The sequence below is a fragment of the Streptomyces sp. NPDC004838 genome (genome assembly GCF_053600955.1).
The window spans coordinates 47,775-64,800 of sequence record NZ_JBSGAW010000019.1; the positions used below are offsets into that span (position 1 = coordinate 47,775).

The 17,026-nt window shown below is 69.1% G+C and carries 14 protein-coding genes and 1 pseudogene; 5 read left to right on the top strand and 10 right to left on the bottom strand.

Annotated features, from left to right (window positions below; all coding sequences use genetic code 11):
* Positions 1–213: 213 nt before the first annotated feature.
* Both ACWEFL_RS21675 and ACWEFL_RS21680 read right to left on the bottom strand, forming a co-directional pair.
* On the bottom strand, positions 214–1,182 hold the full coding sequence (locus tag ACWEFL_RS21675; RefSeq protein ID WP_451715027.1) for a pirin family protein: 969 nt from the start codon (positions 1,180–1,182) through the stop codon (positions 214–216).
* 390 nt (positions 1,183–1,572) lie between these two features.
* On the bottom strand, positions 1,573–2,031 hold the full coding sequence (locus ACWEFL_RS21680) for an SseB family protein (protein ID WP_451715030.1): 459 nt from the start codon (positions 2,029–2,031) through the stop codon (positions 1,573–1,575).
* A gap of 335 nt (positions 2,032–2,366) precedes the next feature.
* Here ACWEFL_RS21680 and ACWEFL_RS21685 point away from each other — a divergent pair, with 335 nt between their 5' ends.
* The 4 genes from ACWEFL_RS21685 (at position 2,367) to ACWEFL_RS21700 (ending at position 7,577) form a co-directional block, all read left to right on the top strand.
* The gene (locus tag ACWEFL_RS21685; protein ID WP_451715032.1) at positions 2,367–4,193 is read left to right on the top strand and encodes an acyl-CoA dehydrogenase; all 1,827 of its coding nucleotides are present in this window, start codon (positions 2,367–2,369) and stop codon (positions 4,191–4,193) included.
* 170 nt (positions 4,194–4,363) lie between these two features.
* Positions 4,364–5,122 carry a hypothetical protein gene (locus ACWEFL_RS21690; RefSeq protein WP_451715035.1) on the top strand — a complete coding sequence of 253 codons (759 nt, stop codon included), beginning with the start codon at positions 4,364–4,366 and terminating at the stop codon, positions 5,120–5,122.
* Positions 5,123–5,387: 265 nt separating this feature from the next.
* A complete protein-coding gene (locus ACWEFL_RS21695) occupies positions 5,388–6,011 on the top strand; it encodes a Uma2 family endonuclease (protein ID WP_451715037.1) in 624 nt (207 codons plus the stop codon).
* A 264-nt stretch (positions 6,012–6,275) separates the two neighbouring features.
* On the top strand, positions 6,276–7,577 hold the full coding sequence (locus tag ACWEFL_RS21700) for a M18 family aminopeptidase (RefSeq protein ID WP_451715039.1): 1,302 nt from the start codon (positions 6,276–6,278) through the stop codon (positions 7,575–7,577).
* A gap of 39 nt (positions 7,578–7,616) precedes the next feature.
* Here the strand turns inward: ACWEFL_RS21700 and ACWEFL_RS21705 are convergent, their stop codons facing one another.
* The 7 genes from ACWEFL_RS21705 to ACWEFL_RS21735 form a co-directional block, all read right to left on the bottom strand.
* Positions 7,617–8,309, bottom strand: coding sequence for a DUF4276 family protein (locus ACWEFL_RS21705; RefSeq protein ID WP_451715042.1), 693 nt, complete (start codon positions 8,307–8,309; stop codon positions 7,617–7,619).
* A gap of 4 nt (positions 8,310–8,313) precedes the next feature.
* Positions 8,314–9,441, bottom strand: a complete 1,128-nt coding sequence (locus tag ACWEFL_RS21710) for an AAA family ATPase (RefSeq protein ID WP_451715045.1) — start codon at positions 9,439–9,441, stop codon at positions 8,314–8,316.
* 408 nt (positions 9,442–9,849) lie between these two features.
* Positions 9,850–11,649, bottom strand: coding sequence for an NHL domain-containing thioredoxin family protein (locus tag ACWEFL_RS21715; RefSeq protein ID WP_451715048.1), 1,800 nt, complete (start codon positions 11,647–11,649; stop codon positions 9,850–9,852).
* A gap of 219 nt (positions 11,650–11,868) precedes the next feature.
* Positions 11,869–12,306 (bottom strand): hypothetical protein, encoded by a 438-nt coding sequence (locus tag ACWEFL_RS21720; RefSeq protein ID WP_451715051.1) that lies wholly within the window; start codon positions 12,304–12,306, stop codon positions 11,869–11,871.
* A gap of 220 nt (positions 12,307–12,526) precedes the next feature.
* Entirely contained in the window at positions 12,527–12,937 is a 411-nt protein-coding gene (locus ACWEFL_RS21725) for a VOC family protein (RefSeq protein WP_451715054.1), read from the bottom strand.
* A gap of 35 nt (positions 12,938–12,972) precedes the next feature.
* On the bottom strand, positions 12,973–13,380 hold the full coding sequence (locus tag ACWEFL_RS21730; RefSeq protein WP_451715057.1) for a helix-turn-helix transcriptional regulator: 408 nt from the start codon (positions 13,378–13,380) through the stop codon (positions 12,973–12,975).
* A gap of 111 nt (positions 13,381–13,491) precedes the next feature.
* Positions 13,492–13,788 (bottom strand): hypothetical protein, encoded by a 297-nt coding sequence (locus tag ACWEFL_RS21735; protein ID WP_451715060.1) that lies wholly within the window; start codon positions 13,786–13,788, stop codon positions 13,492–13,494.
* A 217-nt stretch (positions 13,789–14,005) separates the two neighbouring features.
* On the opposite strand from ACWEFL_RS21735, the gene ACWEFL_RS21740 reads away from it, so the two are divergent.
* Complete coding sequence (locus tag ACWEFL_RS21740; protein WP_451715063.1) at positions 14,006–16,393, top strand: WD40 repeat domain-containing protein; 2,388 nt, start codon at positions 14,006–14,008, stop codon at positions 16,391–16,393.
* Positions 16,394–16,435: 42 nt separating this feature from the next.
* Here the strand turns inward: ACWEFL_RS21740 and ACWEFL_RS21745 are convergent.
* Positions 16,436–16,618 (bottom strand): annotated as a pseudogene (locus tag ACWEFL_RS21745) (haloacid dehalogenase); the annotation flags it as partial.
* Positions 16,619–17,026: the final 408 nt, after the last annotated feature.

The window sequence follows — 17,026 nt, forward strand, 5'->3', positions numbered from 1 at the left end:
GTGACGGGGAACGGCCCTCGGAGAGTCCGCCGCCGACCGGACCAGCCGCCAACCGGACCAACCGGCGGCCGAACCAACCGGCGGCCCGGACCAGCCGGCGGGAGGCGGCGGAACGCCGGAAGGGTCCGCCGGGGCTTCCCGGCGGACCCTCAGTCCGGTAACGCGGACCCTCAGTCCAGTAACAGCGGGCGTTACCGCCCTCCGGAGGGGGGCTTACCGCCCTTCGGACATCCCGTGAACCGCCGGAATCGTGCCCAGCCGGCCCTTCTGGAAGTCCTCGAACGCCTGCCGCAGTTCGGCCTGCGTGTTCATCACGAACGGGCCGTAGTGCGCCATCGGCTCACGGATGGGCCGGCCGCCCAGCAGCACGACCTCCAGGTCGGGGCTGTTGGAGTCCTGGCTCTCGTCGGCCCGTACGGTCAGGGAGCCGCCGTCGCCGAAGACCGCGGTCTGGCCCATGTGGACCGGCCGCCGGTCGTCGCCGACGGAGCCGCGCCCGGCGAGAACGTAGACGAGGCCGTTGAAGTCCTCACGCCACGGCAGGGTGATCTGCGCACTCGGCCGGAGGGTCGCGTGGACCATGGTGACCGGGGTGTGCGTGATGCCCGGCCCCTTGTGCCCGTCCAGCTCGCCGGAGATGACGCGGAGCAGCGCGCCGCCGTCGGGGGAGGTGAGCAACTGGACCTGGCCGCCGCGGATGTCCTGGTAGCGGGGAGCCATCATCTTGTCCGCCGCCGGGAGGTTCACCCAGAGCTGGAGCCCGTGGAAGAGCCCGCCGGACGTGACGAGCGCCTCCGGCGGAGCCTCGATGTGGAGCAGGCCGGAACCCGCGGTCATCCACTGGGTGTCGCCGTTCTGGATGGTTCCGCCGCCGCCGTTGCTGTCCTGGTGGACGAAGGTTCCGTCGATCAGATACGTCACGGTCTCGAAGCCGCGGTGCGGGTGCCAGGGGGTGCCCTTCGGCTCGCCCGGCGCGTACTCCACCTCGCCCATCTGGTCCATCATGATGAACGGGTCGAGGTACTTGTAGTTGATCCCCGCGAACGCGCGCCGCACCGGGAAGCCCTCACCCTCGAAGCCGCTGGGTGCGGTGGTAACGGCGAGCACGGGACGGGATACGGCATCCGCCGCCGCGGATACGCGCGGCAGGGTCAGCGGATTCTCGACAGTCACTGCGGGCATGGGGGGTACCTCCTTGTGCGACCTGTGGACGAGTTTAGTTGAATCATGAACTTCTTGCCAGCCCAAACGAGAAAAGCCCGGGAGGTATTCCTCCCGGACACCCACAGAGGGATCAGGCGGTTCGGTCCGTACGTACGGGATCCGGTGGCACACGTACCTTCAGGCGCGCCGACACGTACGGAACGAGTCGCGCACGCGTACGGGACGAGTCGCGCACGCGTACGGGACGAGTCGCGCACGCGCGCATCACATGCCGTCCAGAACCATCCATATGCGCGAAATCAGTGCGGATAACCCGCAGCGGCACATATCAGGCGCACAGCTCAACGGTAGGCATCAGCAGTACATGGCGAGTACATGGCGCACATCAGCAGCCGTACATGACGCACATCAGCCGTACATACGGCGCATGGCGAAGTCGACCATCTGCTCCACGGCCTTCGCGTCGAAGACCATCCGGTGCTCGCCCTCCATGTCGAGGACGAAGCCGTACCCCGTCGGCAGCAGATCGATCACCTCCGCCCCCGTGATCACGAAGTACTTGGACTCCTTGCCCGCGTACCGGCGCAGTTCCTTGAGCGAGGTGAACATGGGGATCACCGGCTGCTGCGTGTTGTGCAGCGCCAGGAATCCGGGATTGTCGCCGCGCGGACAGTAGACCTTGGAGGTGGCGAAGATCTGCTGAAAGTCCTCCGCGGAGAGCGAGGCCGTGGTGAAGGCCCGTACAGCGTCGGCGAGAGAGGGAGGCGAAGGCTCCGGGTAGAGGGGCTGCCCCGGCGGCTGCGTCCCGTATGGCTGCTGGGGTGCGTACTGCTGCTGAGCGCCCTGACTCTGGTCATAGCCGTACATGCCCGCAAGAGTAACGAGTCGCCCACCACCGCGTCCCTACCGTGTCGTACTGCGGGCACAAAGAGCGGGATGGCGTCCGCCGCGCTGTCGGGAACCCGTCGCGAGCGAGCCTCCGCCGGAACCCCTCGCCCCGGCGGAGGCGGACTGTACTCTGTCGAAACTCTGCCGAATCCCTGCCGAACCCGCCCGCCCCGGCCGCGGGCCGCGACGGGGGGACGCTGGTCACAGTGGCCGGGAAAAGGGTTGATTCTTATTACCGACGGGTAGCATCATGTCGTTACCGATTGGTATGAGTTACGAGGACCCGCCTCCCCGATCCTTACGGAGCCGTCGCCATGGGGCACTACAAGTCGAATCTCCGCGACATCGAGTTCAACCTCTTCGAGGTCCTCGGACGCGACAAGCTGTACGGCACCGGCCCGTTCGCGGAGATGGACGTCGACACCGCCAAGAGCATCCTCGCGGAGATCGCCCGGCTCGCGGAGAACGAGTTGGCGGAGTCCTTCGCGGACGCCGACCGCAACCCGCCCGTCTTCGACCCCGCGACCCAGACCGCGCCCCTCCCGGAGTCCTTCCGGAAGAGCTACCGGTCCTTCATGGACTCCGAGTACTGGCGTCTCGGCCTGCCGGAGGAGATCGGCGGCACCACCGCGCCGCGCTCGCTGATCTGGTCGTACGCCGAACTGCTGCTGGGCTCGAACCCGGCGATATGGATGTACTCCTCCGGCCCGGCCTTCGCCGGTCTCCTCTTCGAGGAGGGCAACGAGGCGCAGAAGAAGCTCGCCGCGATCGCCGTCGAGAAGCAGTGGGGCTCCACCATGGTCCTCACGGAGCCGGACGCCGGCTCGGACGTCGGCGCGGGCCGGACGAAGGCCGTGGAGCAGGAGGACGGCTCCTGGCACATCGAGGGCGTGAAGCGCTTCATCACCTCCGGTGAGCACGACTTGTCGGAGAACATCCTGCATTATGTGCTGGCCCGGCCCGAGGGCGCCGGCCCCGGCACCAAGGGCCTCTCGCTCTTCCTCGTACCGAAGTTCCACTTCGACTGGGAGACCGGCGAGCTGGGCGAGCGCAACGGCGTGTACGCCACGAACGTCGAGCACAAGATGGGCCTCAAGGCGTCCAACACCTGCGAGATGACCTTCGGCGACCAGCACCCCGCCAAGGGCTGGCTGATCGGCGACAAGCACGACGGCATCCGCCAGATGTTCATGATCATCGAGTTCGCCCGGATGATGGTCGGCACGAAGGCGATCGCCACGCTCTCCACGGGTTATCTGAACGCGCTGGAGTACGCCAAGGAGCGCGTCCAGGGCCAGGACCTGGTGAACTTCGCCGACAAGTCCGCGCCCAAGGTCACCATCACCCACCACCCGGACGTCCGGCGCGCCCTGATGACGCAGAAGGCGTACGCCGAGGGCATGCGCGCCCTGGTCCTCTACACCGCGTCCGTCCAGGACGAGATCACCGCGAAGGCGTCCTCCGACGAGGACACCTCGGCGCTGGTCGCCCTGAACGATCTGCTGCTGCCGATCGTCAAGGGCTACGGCTCCGAGAAGTCGTACGAGCAGCTGGCCCAGTCGCTCCAGACCTTCGGCGGCTCCGGCTACCTCCAGGAGTACCCGGTCGAGCAGTACATCCGGGACGCAAAGATCGACACCCTGTACGAGGGCACGACCGCCATCCAGGGCCAGGACTACTTCTTCCGGAAGATCGTCCGCGACCAGGGCCAGGCGCTGAACACCCTCTCCGAGGAGATCAAGAAGTTCCTCGCGGTCGGCACCGGCGGCGAGGAGCTGGCCCCGGCCCGCGACGCGCTCGCCCGGGCCGCGGTGGATCTGGAGGCGATCGTCGGCACGATGACGAACGACCTGATCGCCACGGGCGAGGACGTCCGGAACATCTACAAGGTCGGCCTCAACACCACCCGGCTGCTGTTCGCCTCCGGCGATGTCGTCGTCGGCTATCTGCTGCTGCGCGGTGCGGCGGTCGCGGTGGAGAAGCTGGAGACCGCGTCCGCGAAGGACGTGCCGTTCTACCAGGGCAAGATCGCGGCGGCGAAGTTCTTCGCCGCGAACGTCCTGCCCGGCGTCTCGGCCGAGCGCGCGCTGGCGGAGACGGTGGACGGTTCGCTGATGGACCTCGACGAGGCGGCGTTCTGAGAGCTGCCCCGCCGACCGTGCGGCCGATGTCGCGCGTGGCCGATGTCGCGTGCAGCCGATGTCGGTCGCATGTAGCCGACGTCATACGACGGCCCGCCTCCCCGGGGATTCCTGGGGGAGGCGGGCCGTTCGTATGATCGTCGCCAACACATGGGGGGAACATGAGGATCATGAGGTATGGCCGTCTTGGGCGATTGGCGACGGCCGGTGCGGTGGCGGGGGCGCTGCTGCTGACGGGATGCGGCTCGGACGACGGCGGCGAGGACGACCGGGCGACGGGGTCTGCGACGGGGTCCGCGACGGGATCCGCGCCGAGCCCTTCCGGGTCCCTCGAGGCGACCGTGCTCACGGCCGACCAGGTGGCGGCCGTGATCCCGCGCGAAGGCGATCTGCCCGGCTGGGGCGGCCCCCCGGGAAAGCCGGACACGGTCGATCTCCGCAAGGAGGACGGGATCCCGGTGTCCTGCGTCGGACGGAAGGACCCGGTCTGCGAGGGCGCGCTCTTCACGGGCAGCACCATGCTCACCCGCCAGGACGCGGGAACCATCGCCTTCACCGTGTACGCGTACGACAGCACCCAGGCGGCCGACGCCGCCGCCCGGCCCCTGCTGGACCGGTACGCCTCGGCCAATCTGGACCCGCGCGACACCGTCGACAGTCGGCTCCCCGATGTGATCGGCGAGTTCTCGCAAACCAAGCGCGGCCGGAGCAAGCTGGGTTCCCAGGGGGCGGTCGTCATGAGCAGGGTCGGCACGAGCGTGCTGCTGTTCGAGACGGGCGGCCTCAACGCGAAGACCTACGTCGGAGCGGAGCTGGTGTCCATCGGCGAGGTGTTCGCCGAGCGCTCACGGCAGGCGCAGAAGGGCGAGACCCCGTCCGCGAAGCTCAAGGACGGCGCGCTCGACTACCGCGGGACCGGGGACTCCTGAGACCCCGCGCACCCGGCCACCCGCGCCGGACCTGTCGGCGCACCCGGCGCGGGATAGCCGCGGTTTCCCGCGCCCCCAGTCCCGACCGCACGGGCCGGGATCGGGCCGGAGCAGCCGGGACACCGCCCCCACCACCGGGGCACCCCCGTGCAAGTGCGCCGAGCCGATCCCCGACCGTCAGCACAACTCCCCGAACTCCGACTTTCGGGTGGCGGCGCTGTCGTATCGGCTGGGTACGCTGAACCGTGGCCCGAGAATCCCGTCCATGGGAGGAATCATGACTGCCGAGGCGCTGCCGGACTCACCCCACCAGCAGCCGGATGGGTCCGCCTGGCCGGTGCCGCCGCCGGACGGTTACACCGTGGACGACTTCTTCGCGCTCGACCTCCCGCCGCACACCGAGCTGATCGACGGGAGCCTGGTTTTCGTGAGTCCGCAGCGCAAGTTCCATTCGCTGGCCATGTATCTGCTGGAGTCGGGGCTGCGCGTCCACGCTCCCGGTCATCTGCGCGTGCGCCGGGAGATGGCGGTCGTTCTGGGGCCTCGGAACGTACCGGAACCCGACCTGGTGGTGGTCGCGTCGGAAGCCGACAAGGACCAGCGGCAGACCCGTTACCGGTCCGCCGATGTCCTGCTCGCGGTCGAGGTCGTCTCTCCCGACTCGGAGGCCAGGGACCGGGACACCAAGCCCCACAAGTACGCCGCTGCGGGCATTCCGCACTTCTGGCGCGTGGAGATGACCGGCGCACACGACCGGCCCATGGTGTGCACCTATGAGTACGACCCCGTGACCAGGGCGTATGTCGCGACCGGCATCCACCACGACCAGCTCAAGATCACCGTCCCGTTCGACATCGACATCGATCTGACGGCCATCGACCACCTGTAGCCCCAGGTCTCCCCGGCACAGTCCCGCGCCCGACCCCGCACCGGGCGTCCTCGGATACTCCGCGGGGGACACCTCCTCGGGAGACCGGTCCGCGCAGTCGTACCCGCGCGCCGCCCTGGTCGGCCCGACCTCACCGCCGCCGGCCTCACCGCCGCCGGCCCGCCTCCGCGAAGGCGCCTCCTCCGCCAGGGCATCGGCACCGGCCGGAGGCCGCCCGCCCCGGGCCCAGGTCAGGGCACGGCCTCGCTCGTTACAGTTGGCCCCATGAGTACCAGCAGCGCGCCAGGCGGCTTCGACCGTGCGCACACCGACGACCTCATGACCTTCCTGGCCGCCGCGCCCTCGCCGTATCACGCGGTGGCGGTCGCCGCCGAGCGGCTGGAGAAGGCCGGTTTCCGGCAGGTGCTGGAGACGGACGCCTGGGACGGGACGACCGGCGGCAGATATGTGCTCCGGGGCGGCGCGCTCATCGCCTGGTTCGTGCCGGAGGGCGCACAGGCCCACACCCCGTTCCGGATCGTGGGCGCGCACACGGACTCGCCCAATCTGCGGGTGAAGCCGCTGCCGGACACGGGCTCGGCGGGCTGGCGGCAGATCGCCGTGGAGATCTACGGCGGCACCCTGCTCAACACCTGGCTCGACCGCGATCTCGGGCTCGCCGGACGACTCAGCCTGCGGGACGGCTCCGAGCGGCTGGTCAACATCGACCGGGCGCTGCTGCGGGTGCCGCAGCTGGCGATCCATCTGGACCGCTCGGTCCACAGCGACGGTCTGAAGCTCGACAAGCAACGCCATATGCAGCCGATCTGGGGCCTGGGCGATGTCGCGGAGGGCGACCTCATCTCCTTCCTGGAGGAGGAGACGGGGCTCGCGTACGGCGAGGTCACCGGCTGGGACCTGATGGTCCACTCCATCGAGCCGCCGTCCTACCTCGGCCGCGACCGGGAGCTGGTGGCCGGGCCGCGCATGGACAACCTCCTCTCCGTGCACGCCGGCACGGCAGCGCTGGCGGCGGTCGCGACCGCCGGGAACCTGTCGTACATCCCCGTGCTCGCCGCCTTCGACCACGAGGAGAACGGCTCCCAGTCCGACACCGGAGCGGACGGCCCGCTGCTCGGATCGGTACTGGAGCGCTCGGTCTTCGCACGCGGCGGTACGTACGAGGACAAGGCCCGCGCCTTCGCCGGCACGGTCTGCCTCTCCTCCGACACCGGCCACGCCGTGCACCCCAACTACCCCGAGCGCCACGACCCGACGCACCACCCGCGCGCCAACGGCGGCCCGATCCTCAAGGTCAACGTCAACCAGCGGTACGCGACGGACGGCAGCGGGCGCGCGGTGTTCGCGGCGGCCTGCGAGCGGGCCGGGGTGCCGTGGCAGACCTTCGTGTCGAACAACGCTATGCCGTGCGGCACGACGATCGGCCCGATCACGGCGGCCCGGCACGGCATCCGGACAGTCGACATCGGGGTCGCGATCCTGTCGATGCACAGCGCGCGCGAGCTGTGCGGCGCGAACGACCCGTATCTGCTGGCGAACGCGCTGACGGCATTCCTGGAGGGCTGAGCCGGGCCTTCCGGCAGCGACAAGCCCGTGCGGCGCGCATCAGCGCTCCGCACGGTCGGCGGTGTCGGTCCTGCCGGTCCCGGCCTCCAGCCTTGTGAGCCACGAGTCGAGGTGCGGGCAGACGGCGCGGAGTGCGGGAAGTCCCAGGAGTTCGATGGCGTACGGACCTTCCACGACCTTGCTGTAGGCGGGGTATGCCTTGAGGATGCGTTTGGAGGGGGCTGTGTCGGGGCCGTCGTCGACGAGTTCGGGGCCGCCCGCGGTTTTGACTTGGGTCTGGAGCTGGTCTGCCAGTTTCGGCGCTTCTGCCATGTCGGAGAGTTCCTTCGCGGCCGCGAGGACCCATGCTTCGGTTTCGTGGAGCGCGATGAAAGGGAGGAAACGTGCGTCGCCGATGCTGTGTCCCATGGCGGATTCCAGATGCCGCACGCGGGCATACGGGTCACCGGAGGGAAGGTCGGCACGGCCCGGTGTGTCGGACGGCAGTCCGTAGAAGTCGAGCAGGGTGGTGACCATGCTGACGCCGGAGTTCCGGAGCAGGTTCCTGATCTCGCGTTCGATCTTTGACCACTTGCTCACCCCTCCCTTGTAGTTCGAGCCTCCTGCTGTCCGGCCCGTCGTGAGCACGATCGGCGTGAGCCAGACGCCTCGCTCGGCCAGTGCGGGCTGGAAGATCTGGGTGACGACACGTTCCTCTGTGGCACCTTCGACGAGTGCGTGGATCTGTCGCATCGGGTCAGTCCTGCCGCTTCGACTCGGGCGCGGGACGACCGCCGAGGAGGTTCTTCAACCACAGGTCACCGAGCGAGTACTCTTCAAGCCACGTCTCCAGGGCATCGGAGTCCGGCCGTCGCAGCTGTGTGGAACCGTGGACGCGTTCTGCGACGACGAGTTCCCCGATGTCGAACTGATCGAGCAGGGTGACGGACTGGGTGGCCACAAGGACCTGGCTTTTCCGGGTGACCGAGTGCAGCAGTTCCGCGAGAACGCTGATCGCGAAGGGGTGGAGGCCCAGTTCGGGTTCGTCGAGCACCAGGAGCGCCGGCGGGTCGGGCTGGAGCAGGAGCGTGGTCAGGCAGATGAAGCGCAGCGTGCCGTCGGACAATGCACCAGCGGGAAAGACGGTGTCGGAATCTGTCTGCTTCCACCGCAGGCGCACCCGTTCGCTGGTGTCTTCGGCCAGGACGAAGTCGCGGAAGAATGGCGCTACGGAACGGACCGTGCGTACGATCTTCTGGTAGGCGGCCGGGTATCCCTGTTGCAGGCCAAGAAGGAAGGCCGCCAGATTCCCAGCGTCGGGTTTCAAGACATCCGAGTCCGAGGCGTAACCGGCCTGCTTCACCGGAGCCCCGGAAGTGGTGTCGTGAAAGTGGAAGACGCGGCAGCCTCGCAGTATCTCCAGAGTGTGTTCCGCGGCACCGCCCACCGGTCCTTCGAGTACCTTGCCAGTGAGTTTGGACTCGCGGTGTCCTCGGCCGATTTCCCTGCTCCAGGGCTGCCTGTGGTGTCTGCTGTCGTGGAACTGCAACGTTTCGCTTTCGAAGATCAAATCTCCTTCAGCCGCAGGTACAAGCACGGCCTCGTAGACGTTGATCAGGCTGTTCTTCCCTGCCTCCACGCGCAGTCTGATCGGTGCAGTCGCCTTCGCCCCTCCGTGCAGCAATGCCTCCGCTCCGCCCCGCCGTCCGACCTCCATCCGCAGGTCGTGGTCGGCGATGTGCCCGAGCAGTTCGACCGCGCCGATGAAGTTGCTCTTGCCTGCGCCGTTAGGGCCGACGAGCACGGTGACCGGGCCTAGATCGAGCTCGGCCTGCACCACCGACTTGTACCCACTGACAGTGATTCGTCGAAACGTGCGTGACATGCCCTCAATCTATCGGGACAGGCACCCGGACCCGTTGGCCAGACTGCGCCGCCGCTTCGGTTCGGTACGGGGTGATCCTGCTCCTCGTGAGACCTGCCGACGCTGTAGCTTTCGTCCATTACTGACCGATGCACGCCCTCTACCCCGACTGATCGAAATCACCGGATCTCGCAATCCGACTCCGGGAAACCGCCCGCCGACTCCGGCACCGTCTGCTACGTCTGCGGGCGCTGGACCCTCGCCCCCATCCCGGTCCGGCAGGTCGGACGGCCGAGCGGCGCTCCCATGACCGTCCGCGCCTGCCCCGAACACGCCCAAACCCTGGTGCCCGCGCCCGTCACCGGAGAGCTGGACCGGGATACGTGACCCATCGCGCGCACACGACAAGCCCCGCCCGGTGCGCGGCCCTTACGCCATGCCCGCCAGCACCAGCGGCAGCCGCGCCGCCCCGCCCTCGGTCACCCGAACCGGAACACCCCAGTCCTGCTGATGCACATGGCAGGCCGGGTACTCGTTCGACGGGTCGTCGTCGCAGGAAGCCGCCATCGCCGAGACATGCAGCACGCCCTCCCCCACCGCCGGGTCGATCTCCAGCTCGCGGGAGAGGTCCGTCCCCGCGCCATCGCCGCCGAGCAGCAGTTCAGGCGGGGTCGCGGAGACGAGGAGACGGGTGGACGGCCCGTACCGGATGTCGAGCTTCTGCCCGGCGGGCGCTTCGAAGACCACGTCGAGGCGGAGCGTCCCGCCCGCGACCTCGGTGGCCTCCCGCCGGGTGCGGTGGGCGACGGCCTCGACCCGTACGGCCTCCTCCGGCAGCCGCAGCCGGGTCAGCCGGTGTGCGGCCGACTCCACGACCACGATGTCCTCGCCCACGAGCACCGCGCCCGAAGGCTCCCGCAGATCGGTGGCGAGGGTCGTCACCCGGCCGGTCGCCGGGTCGTAGCGGCGCAGCGCGTGGTTGTACGTGTCGCTGACGGCGACCGATCCGTCCGGCAGCGCGGTGACGCCCAGCGGGTGCTGGAACAGGGCCTGTCCGGCGTCCCCGTCCCGGTGCCCGAAGTCGAAGAGCCCGGTGCCGACGGCGGTGTGCACCACGCCCTCGGGGTCGATCCACCGCAGCGCGGAGGTCTCGGAGTCGGCGATCCACAGCCGGTCCCCGGCCGCCGCGAGTCCGGACGGCTGAGCGAACCACGCCTCGGCCGCGGGGCCGTCGACGAGCCCTTCGTTCGTCGTTCCGGCTGCGGCCCGCACGGTCCCGTCCTCGGGGTCGTACGTCCACAGCTGATGCACCCCGGCCATGGCGATCCACAGCCGCCCGCCCCACCAGGCCACGTCCCACGGCGACGACAGAGCCACCTCGCGCGCGGGTCCGCTGGTCGGGGACCCCTGCCACCACTGCTTCCCGGTCCCGGCGAGCGTCTCGATCGTCCCGGTGCCGGGGTCGTACGCCTTGACGGCGTGGTTCACCGTGTCGGCGACGGCCACCCGCCCGTCCGGCAGCAGCGCGAGACCCTGCGGCTCGTCGAACTCCCCGTCCCCGCCGATGCGCCGTACGACGGTCTCGCCGTCCGGCTCCAGCTCCACGAGCTGATCACGGGTGGTGTCGGAGACGAGCAGGTTCCCCGACGCCAGCACCAGGGCCTTCCCAGGAAACCGCAGATCGGTGGCGACGGGTTCGGGCGCGACGTACGGCCCGTCGCCGCGCCGCAGCGTGCCCTTCGCGGCGTGCTCGGTCTCCAGCTCGGCCACCAGCTTCGCGATGGCGTGGGCGTGGCCCTCACCCGCGTGCTGCGCGACGATGTACCCCTCGGGATCGATCACGACGAGGGTGGGCCAGGCGCGTACGGCGTACTGCTTCCAGGTCGCCAGCTCCGGATCGTCGAGGACGGGGTGGTGCACCTGGTACCGCTCGACGGCGTCGACGACGGCCTGATGCTCGGCCTCGTGCACGAACTTCGGCGAGTGGACCCCGACGATCACGACCGTGTCTCGGTGCTTCTGCTCCAGCTCGCGCAGCTCGTCCAGGACGTGCAGGCAGTTGATGCAGCAGAAGGTCCAGAAATCAACAACAACGCACTTACCTCGCAGGTCGGCGAGGGTGAGCTCTTTGCCACCGGTGTTGAGCCAGCCACCCTTGCCGATCAGCTCGGGGGCACGGACACGGGCACGGCGGGGCGCGGGGGTGGGCGCCGGGGCGGCATCGTTCATGCTTCAAGCTTGCCACCAGCGCCTCGGCTGCTTCGACGCCCCCGCCCGCGGAGCGCGGGGCCGCCGCGCGGCGACCGAATTGCTCCTTCGGCTCGGCAGCGGGCGACCTTCCTGGATGCGGGAGGTCGCCCGCTGCTTGCGCGCGCCGCCTGCGTTGCCTGCGTTGCCTGCGCGCGGCTGCCTGCTCACGCGCTGGGCCGCCGCTGTGGCCGCGTGACGTCAGGACTGCGCGCGGACGATCAGTTCCCGGATCGTGTCGGCGGCGGCCTCGTCGATGTCGGCGACCGCGTAGGACGTGGGCCAGAAGTTGCCGTCGTCGAGGTTGGCGGTGTCGTTGAACCCGAAGTTCGTGTATCGCACCCCGTCCTTCTCGGCGGTGCGGAAGAAGCAGAGGATCTTGCCCTTGTGGGAGTAGGCGGGAGCGCCGTACCAGAGCCGTGGCGCGAGGTCCGGCGACGCGGAGGTAATGACTCCGTGCAACCAGTCGGCGATGCGGCGGTCGTTGTCCGAGAGCGCCGCGATCGCGTCCAGGACGTCCTTCGCGTCCGCGGCCGCTTTGTTCTTCGAGGCCGAGCGCTTGGTTTCCTTCTTGACCTCGGCTGCTCGTTCGCGCATCGCCGTGCGTTCACGGTCGGTGAAGCCTTCTTTGCCAGCCATCGTTCGGCCTTTCAATTCTGTCTACGTCGTGTCGGGGGAGTTCTGCTGGGATACGAGGGTGATTCCGCTGCCGGCGGGCTCTGCGTCCGTCTCTGCGTCCGTCTCTGCGTCCGCCTCTGCGTCGACGTCCTTCGCCGGCGCTTTACGGGGTGTGAGTCCAAGGCGGAAGGCCCGAGTTCGACGGGCCCCTTCCCGGAATCCGTCAGGACCGCTGATCGATTCAGGACCGCTGATTGATGCGGATCGTGTTTCCGGCGGGGTCCCGGACGGCGCAGTCGCGTACGCCGTAGTCCTGGTCGATGGGCTCCTGCATGATCTCGACGTCGGCCGCTTCCAGCCTTCCGAACATCGCGTCCAGGTCGTCGCTGGCCAGGGTGAGCGCGGCGTAGTTTCCCTTGGCCATCAATTCGAGGATCGTTTCGCGTTCCCGATCGCTGATCGTGGGGTCCACGGCGGGCGGGGAGAGAACGATCGAGACGTCTGGCTGGTCGGGCGGTCCGACCGTGATCCATCGCATGTCCTCGTAGCCGACGTCGTTACGGACCTCGAATCCCAGCAGGTCCCGGTAGAACGTCAGCGAGGCTTCGGGATCGAGATGGGGCAGAAAGGCGGTGTGAATGATCAGGCTCATGGTCATGAGCCTAGAGAGCGCACCCCGCCGGGCGCTTATCGATTCCTGACGGGTCGCGAAAATCGCTTCGCGACACATGGCGGGATACCTGCCAGGCTCCCCGCGGCAGCCGTCTTGTATTCCGAGGGGCTCATTCCCACGAGTTCCTTGAAACGGTTGCTGAAGGTGCCGAGCGATCCGCACCCGACCGCGAAGCACACGTCCGTCACGGACATGTCCCCCCGGCGCAGCAGCGTCATCGCGCGTTCGATGCGCCGGGTCATCAGGTAGCTGTACACCGGCTCGCCGTACGCGGCCCGGAATTCCCGGCTCAACCGCCCCGCGGACATGTGCACACCGCGTGCGAGTTCTTCGACGTTCAGAGGCTTGGCGTACTCACGGTCGATCCGGTCACGCACCCGGCGAAGCCGGACCAACTGCGAAACCCGATCACCGACAGCCATACCGCCAGTATCGCAGCGCCGCCGTCGGTGTCTCGGTGAAGGATCGGATCACGGAACGCACTTTGCGCGCATGGCCGCGTTCCCGGTCGGCGCGCGGTCGGCGCCGGGACGTCACCGGATCAGGGACCGGAGTACGGGAACGCTGCCCCCGCTGCCGACCAGGCCGGCGAGGACGGCTCCGGCGGCGGGGGTGCCGCTGAGGAGTGTGAGTCCGCCGACGACGATGCCGATGACCACGGCGATCAGGAGTACGAGGGCGGTGTGGACGGTCAGGAACGGCTCGGGTCCGGCCGGATCGGGCAGGTCGTTCCGCGGGTCCGTCGAGTTCGTCGGGCTCATTGGGTTCGTCGAGTTCGTGGGGTTCGTCGAGTTCTGCGGGGTCTGCGGAGTCTGCGAGTTCGTCGTCATGCTTCAACTGGAGCACCCTCAAGGCCCTGACCTGCAATAACGGAACGATCCCGCCGGAGGCGGATCACCGGCGAACGCTCCCGAACGGGCAGCGGTCCCCGTGGAACACACCGCTCGGTTCGAGAACGTTCCACCGCGTACCCGAAAGTTCGGGACCGTTCCGTTCGCCCCGCTCTAACCTGTCGTTCACGCACAACGCCGGGGGGCCACAGAGCACATGGAACGGAACAGCGCACGGAACGGCCGGGCGGACGAGACGTTCGAGCAGCAGCTGGCCGCCTTCGCGGCGGACCTGCGCCGACTGCGCCTCGACCACGGCAACCCTCCCCTGCGGGACATCGCCCGGCGTGCGCAGGGCATTCCGGGCATGCGCGTCCTTCCCCAGGGCACGGTCAGCCCCGTCTTCCAGGGGAAGCGGCTCCCGCGCCTCGACGTCCTGATGGCCCTCGTCCGCGTCCTGCTGGCACACGACAAGTACGGCGAGCCGTGCGAGACGCCCCCTCGGCAGGACCCGGCGGTGGACGTCTGGCACGGGCGGTGGCTGGCGCTGGAGGCGCTGCGGGTGGCCACAGCGGCTACCCGTGTGGCCGCCACGGCCAGCGTCAGGAAGCCCGACGAGAGCGAGGAACCCGCCGTCGAAGCGGAGCCGGAACCGCGCGGCCTGCCGGAGCCACAGCCCGAGGACGTCACCACGGCCGAGCCGTCGGGGACCGACCCGTTCACTTTCTTCGGCTCGCTCACCGGGCACGCGAGAAAGGTGTCCGGGCTGGCGTTCTCACCCGACGGAGAACTCTTGGCCGCTTCCGGTGCCGACGGAACCGTACGGCTGTGGAACCCGACCACTCGGTTGCCATCCGGCCTGCCTCTCGACGGACACACCGGCCCCGTACGGTCGGTGGCGTTCTCACCCGACGGACAGCATCTCGCCACCGCCGGCAACGACGGAACCGTACGGCTCTGGAACCCGGCCACCGGCGAGCAGCGCGGTCCACTCCTCACCGGACACACCGGCCCCGTACGGTCGGTGGCGTTCTCACCCGACGGACTGCACCTCGCCACCGCCGGCAACGACGGAACCGTACGGCTCTGGGACCCGGCCGGCCGCCGGGGAGTCGGTAGCCCCCTCACCGGACACACCGGTCCCGTACGGGCAGTGGCGTTCTCACCCGGCGGGCAGTTCCTCGCCACCGCGGGTTCCGACGGAACCGTACGGCTCTGGGACCCGGCCGGCCGCTGGGGAGTCGGTCGCCCCCTCACCGGACACACCGGCCCGGTGAACGCGGTGGCGTTCTCACCCGACGGAGAACTCCTCGCCGCCGCCGGTTCCGACGGAACCGTACGGCTCTGGAACCCGGCCACCCGACTGCCGGTCGGCGGACAACCGGCAGGACATACCGGCCCGGTGGTCGCGGTGGCGTTCTCACCCGACGGAGAACTCCTCGCCACCGCCGGCAACGACAACGTCGTGCGCCTCTGGGACACCACCACCCGCGAGGGCGTCGGCGAGCCCCTCGCCGGGCACACCGGCGCAGCGGTCGCGGTGGCGTTCTCACCCGACGGAGAACTCCTCGCCACCGCGGGCAACGACGGAACCGTGCGCCTGTACCAGCGACAGGACTGCCCGGAGGGCCGTCACCGCACACATTCAGTGACGGTGAGGGCCGTTCTCTCGGCGCTGGACCAGGGCCATGTGATCCCGCTTCCCGCGCTCGACGCCCATCCCGGCCCCGTTCACCGGGTGGCGTTCTCACCCGGCGGGGACCTATTGGCCACCGCCGGCGCCGACGAGACCGTACGTCTGTGGAACCCCGTCACCCGCGAGCCGGTCGGCGAACCGCTCACCGGGCACACCAGCGCCGTCTTCGCCGTCGCGTTCTCCCCGAAAGGGAACCTCCTCGCGACGGCCAGCGGCGACAGAACCGTACGCCTATGGGACACCCTCACCCGCAAGACCATCGGCGAACCACTCACCGGACACACCGAGTGGATCTACCGGGTGGCGTTCTCGCCCGATGGCCGCCTTCTGGCCACGACCAGCGCCGACAACACCGCGCGGCTCTGGGACACGACCACGGGCAATCCCGTGGGCCGCCCCTTGTTCGGACACACGGGCTGGGTGAACGGGGTGGCGTTCTCCCCGGACGGACGGCTCCTGGCCACCAGCAGCAACGACAACTCCCTACGTCTTTGGGACGCCTTCACGCGCAAGGCCGTCGGCGAACCGCTCACCGGACACGCCAGCGCCGTCTTCGCCGTCGCGTTCTCCCCGAGAGGCGACCTTCTGGCAACGGCCAGCGGCGACAGAACCGTACGCCTGTGGGACGCCTTCACGCGCAAGGCCGTCGGCGAACCGCTCACCGGCCACACCGGCAGCGTCTTCGCCGTCGCGTTCTCCCCGAAAGGGGATCTCCTGGCAACGGCCAGCGGCGACAGAACCGTACGCCTGTGGAACCCCGCCACGGGTCTGCCCGTCGGCGAACCGCTCACCGGACACACCGAGTGGATCTACTCGGTGGCCTTCTCCCCGGACGGACAACTCCTCGCGACCGGCGACAGCGACGGAAGGGTGCTGTTCTGGCTCGTCCCCGGCGCACCCCGCCCCTGAGCCGAGCGGTCAGGTGCCCCCGCTCCAGGCGGTTGACGACGGTCAGTGCGCCGGTCCGTTGAACTTGATGATCTGCTCGGGGAGTTCGAGCAGCGAAACGATGCGGAACGTGGGCAGATCGCGTGCCTCGTCGGTGTTCCACTGGATGGTTCCCCACGGCCCGCGGCGAACCAAAGCGGTGTGCATTCCTGCGGAGATGGTCGGGCGCAGATCGTTGTCCACTCGATAGCGAGAATCCGTCCGCCCGGCGCTGATACTCACCCCGGCGGCCTTCTCGGGGCTGGTCCTCCTCGCCAGGAACTCGGCCGTATAGCAGTCCGGCAGCACGGACGAGAGCCTCGTCCTCCCCGTACCCGACGGGTCGGCGGGGCTCTCGCCGTCTGCGCGCCCCTTTGCCGTACCCGTTCTCACGGGACGCGCGGACAAGAAGGCACCAGGGCACCAGGTCACCAAAAGGCCCGGCTCCGCCGGTCACATCGACTCGCCGCCAGGGAAATGGGCTGGTTCGTACCACTGCGGGCCGGTCTGGGGGCGCGCCTCGGGCGTAGCCCGAACGCCGCTGTACAGGAGGCCCGCCGACGGGCCTACGATCGTCACACGAAAGCACTGCCGGGGCACCGCCCGGCAGCGTAA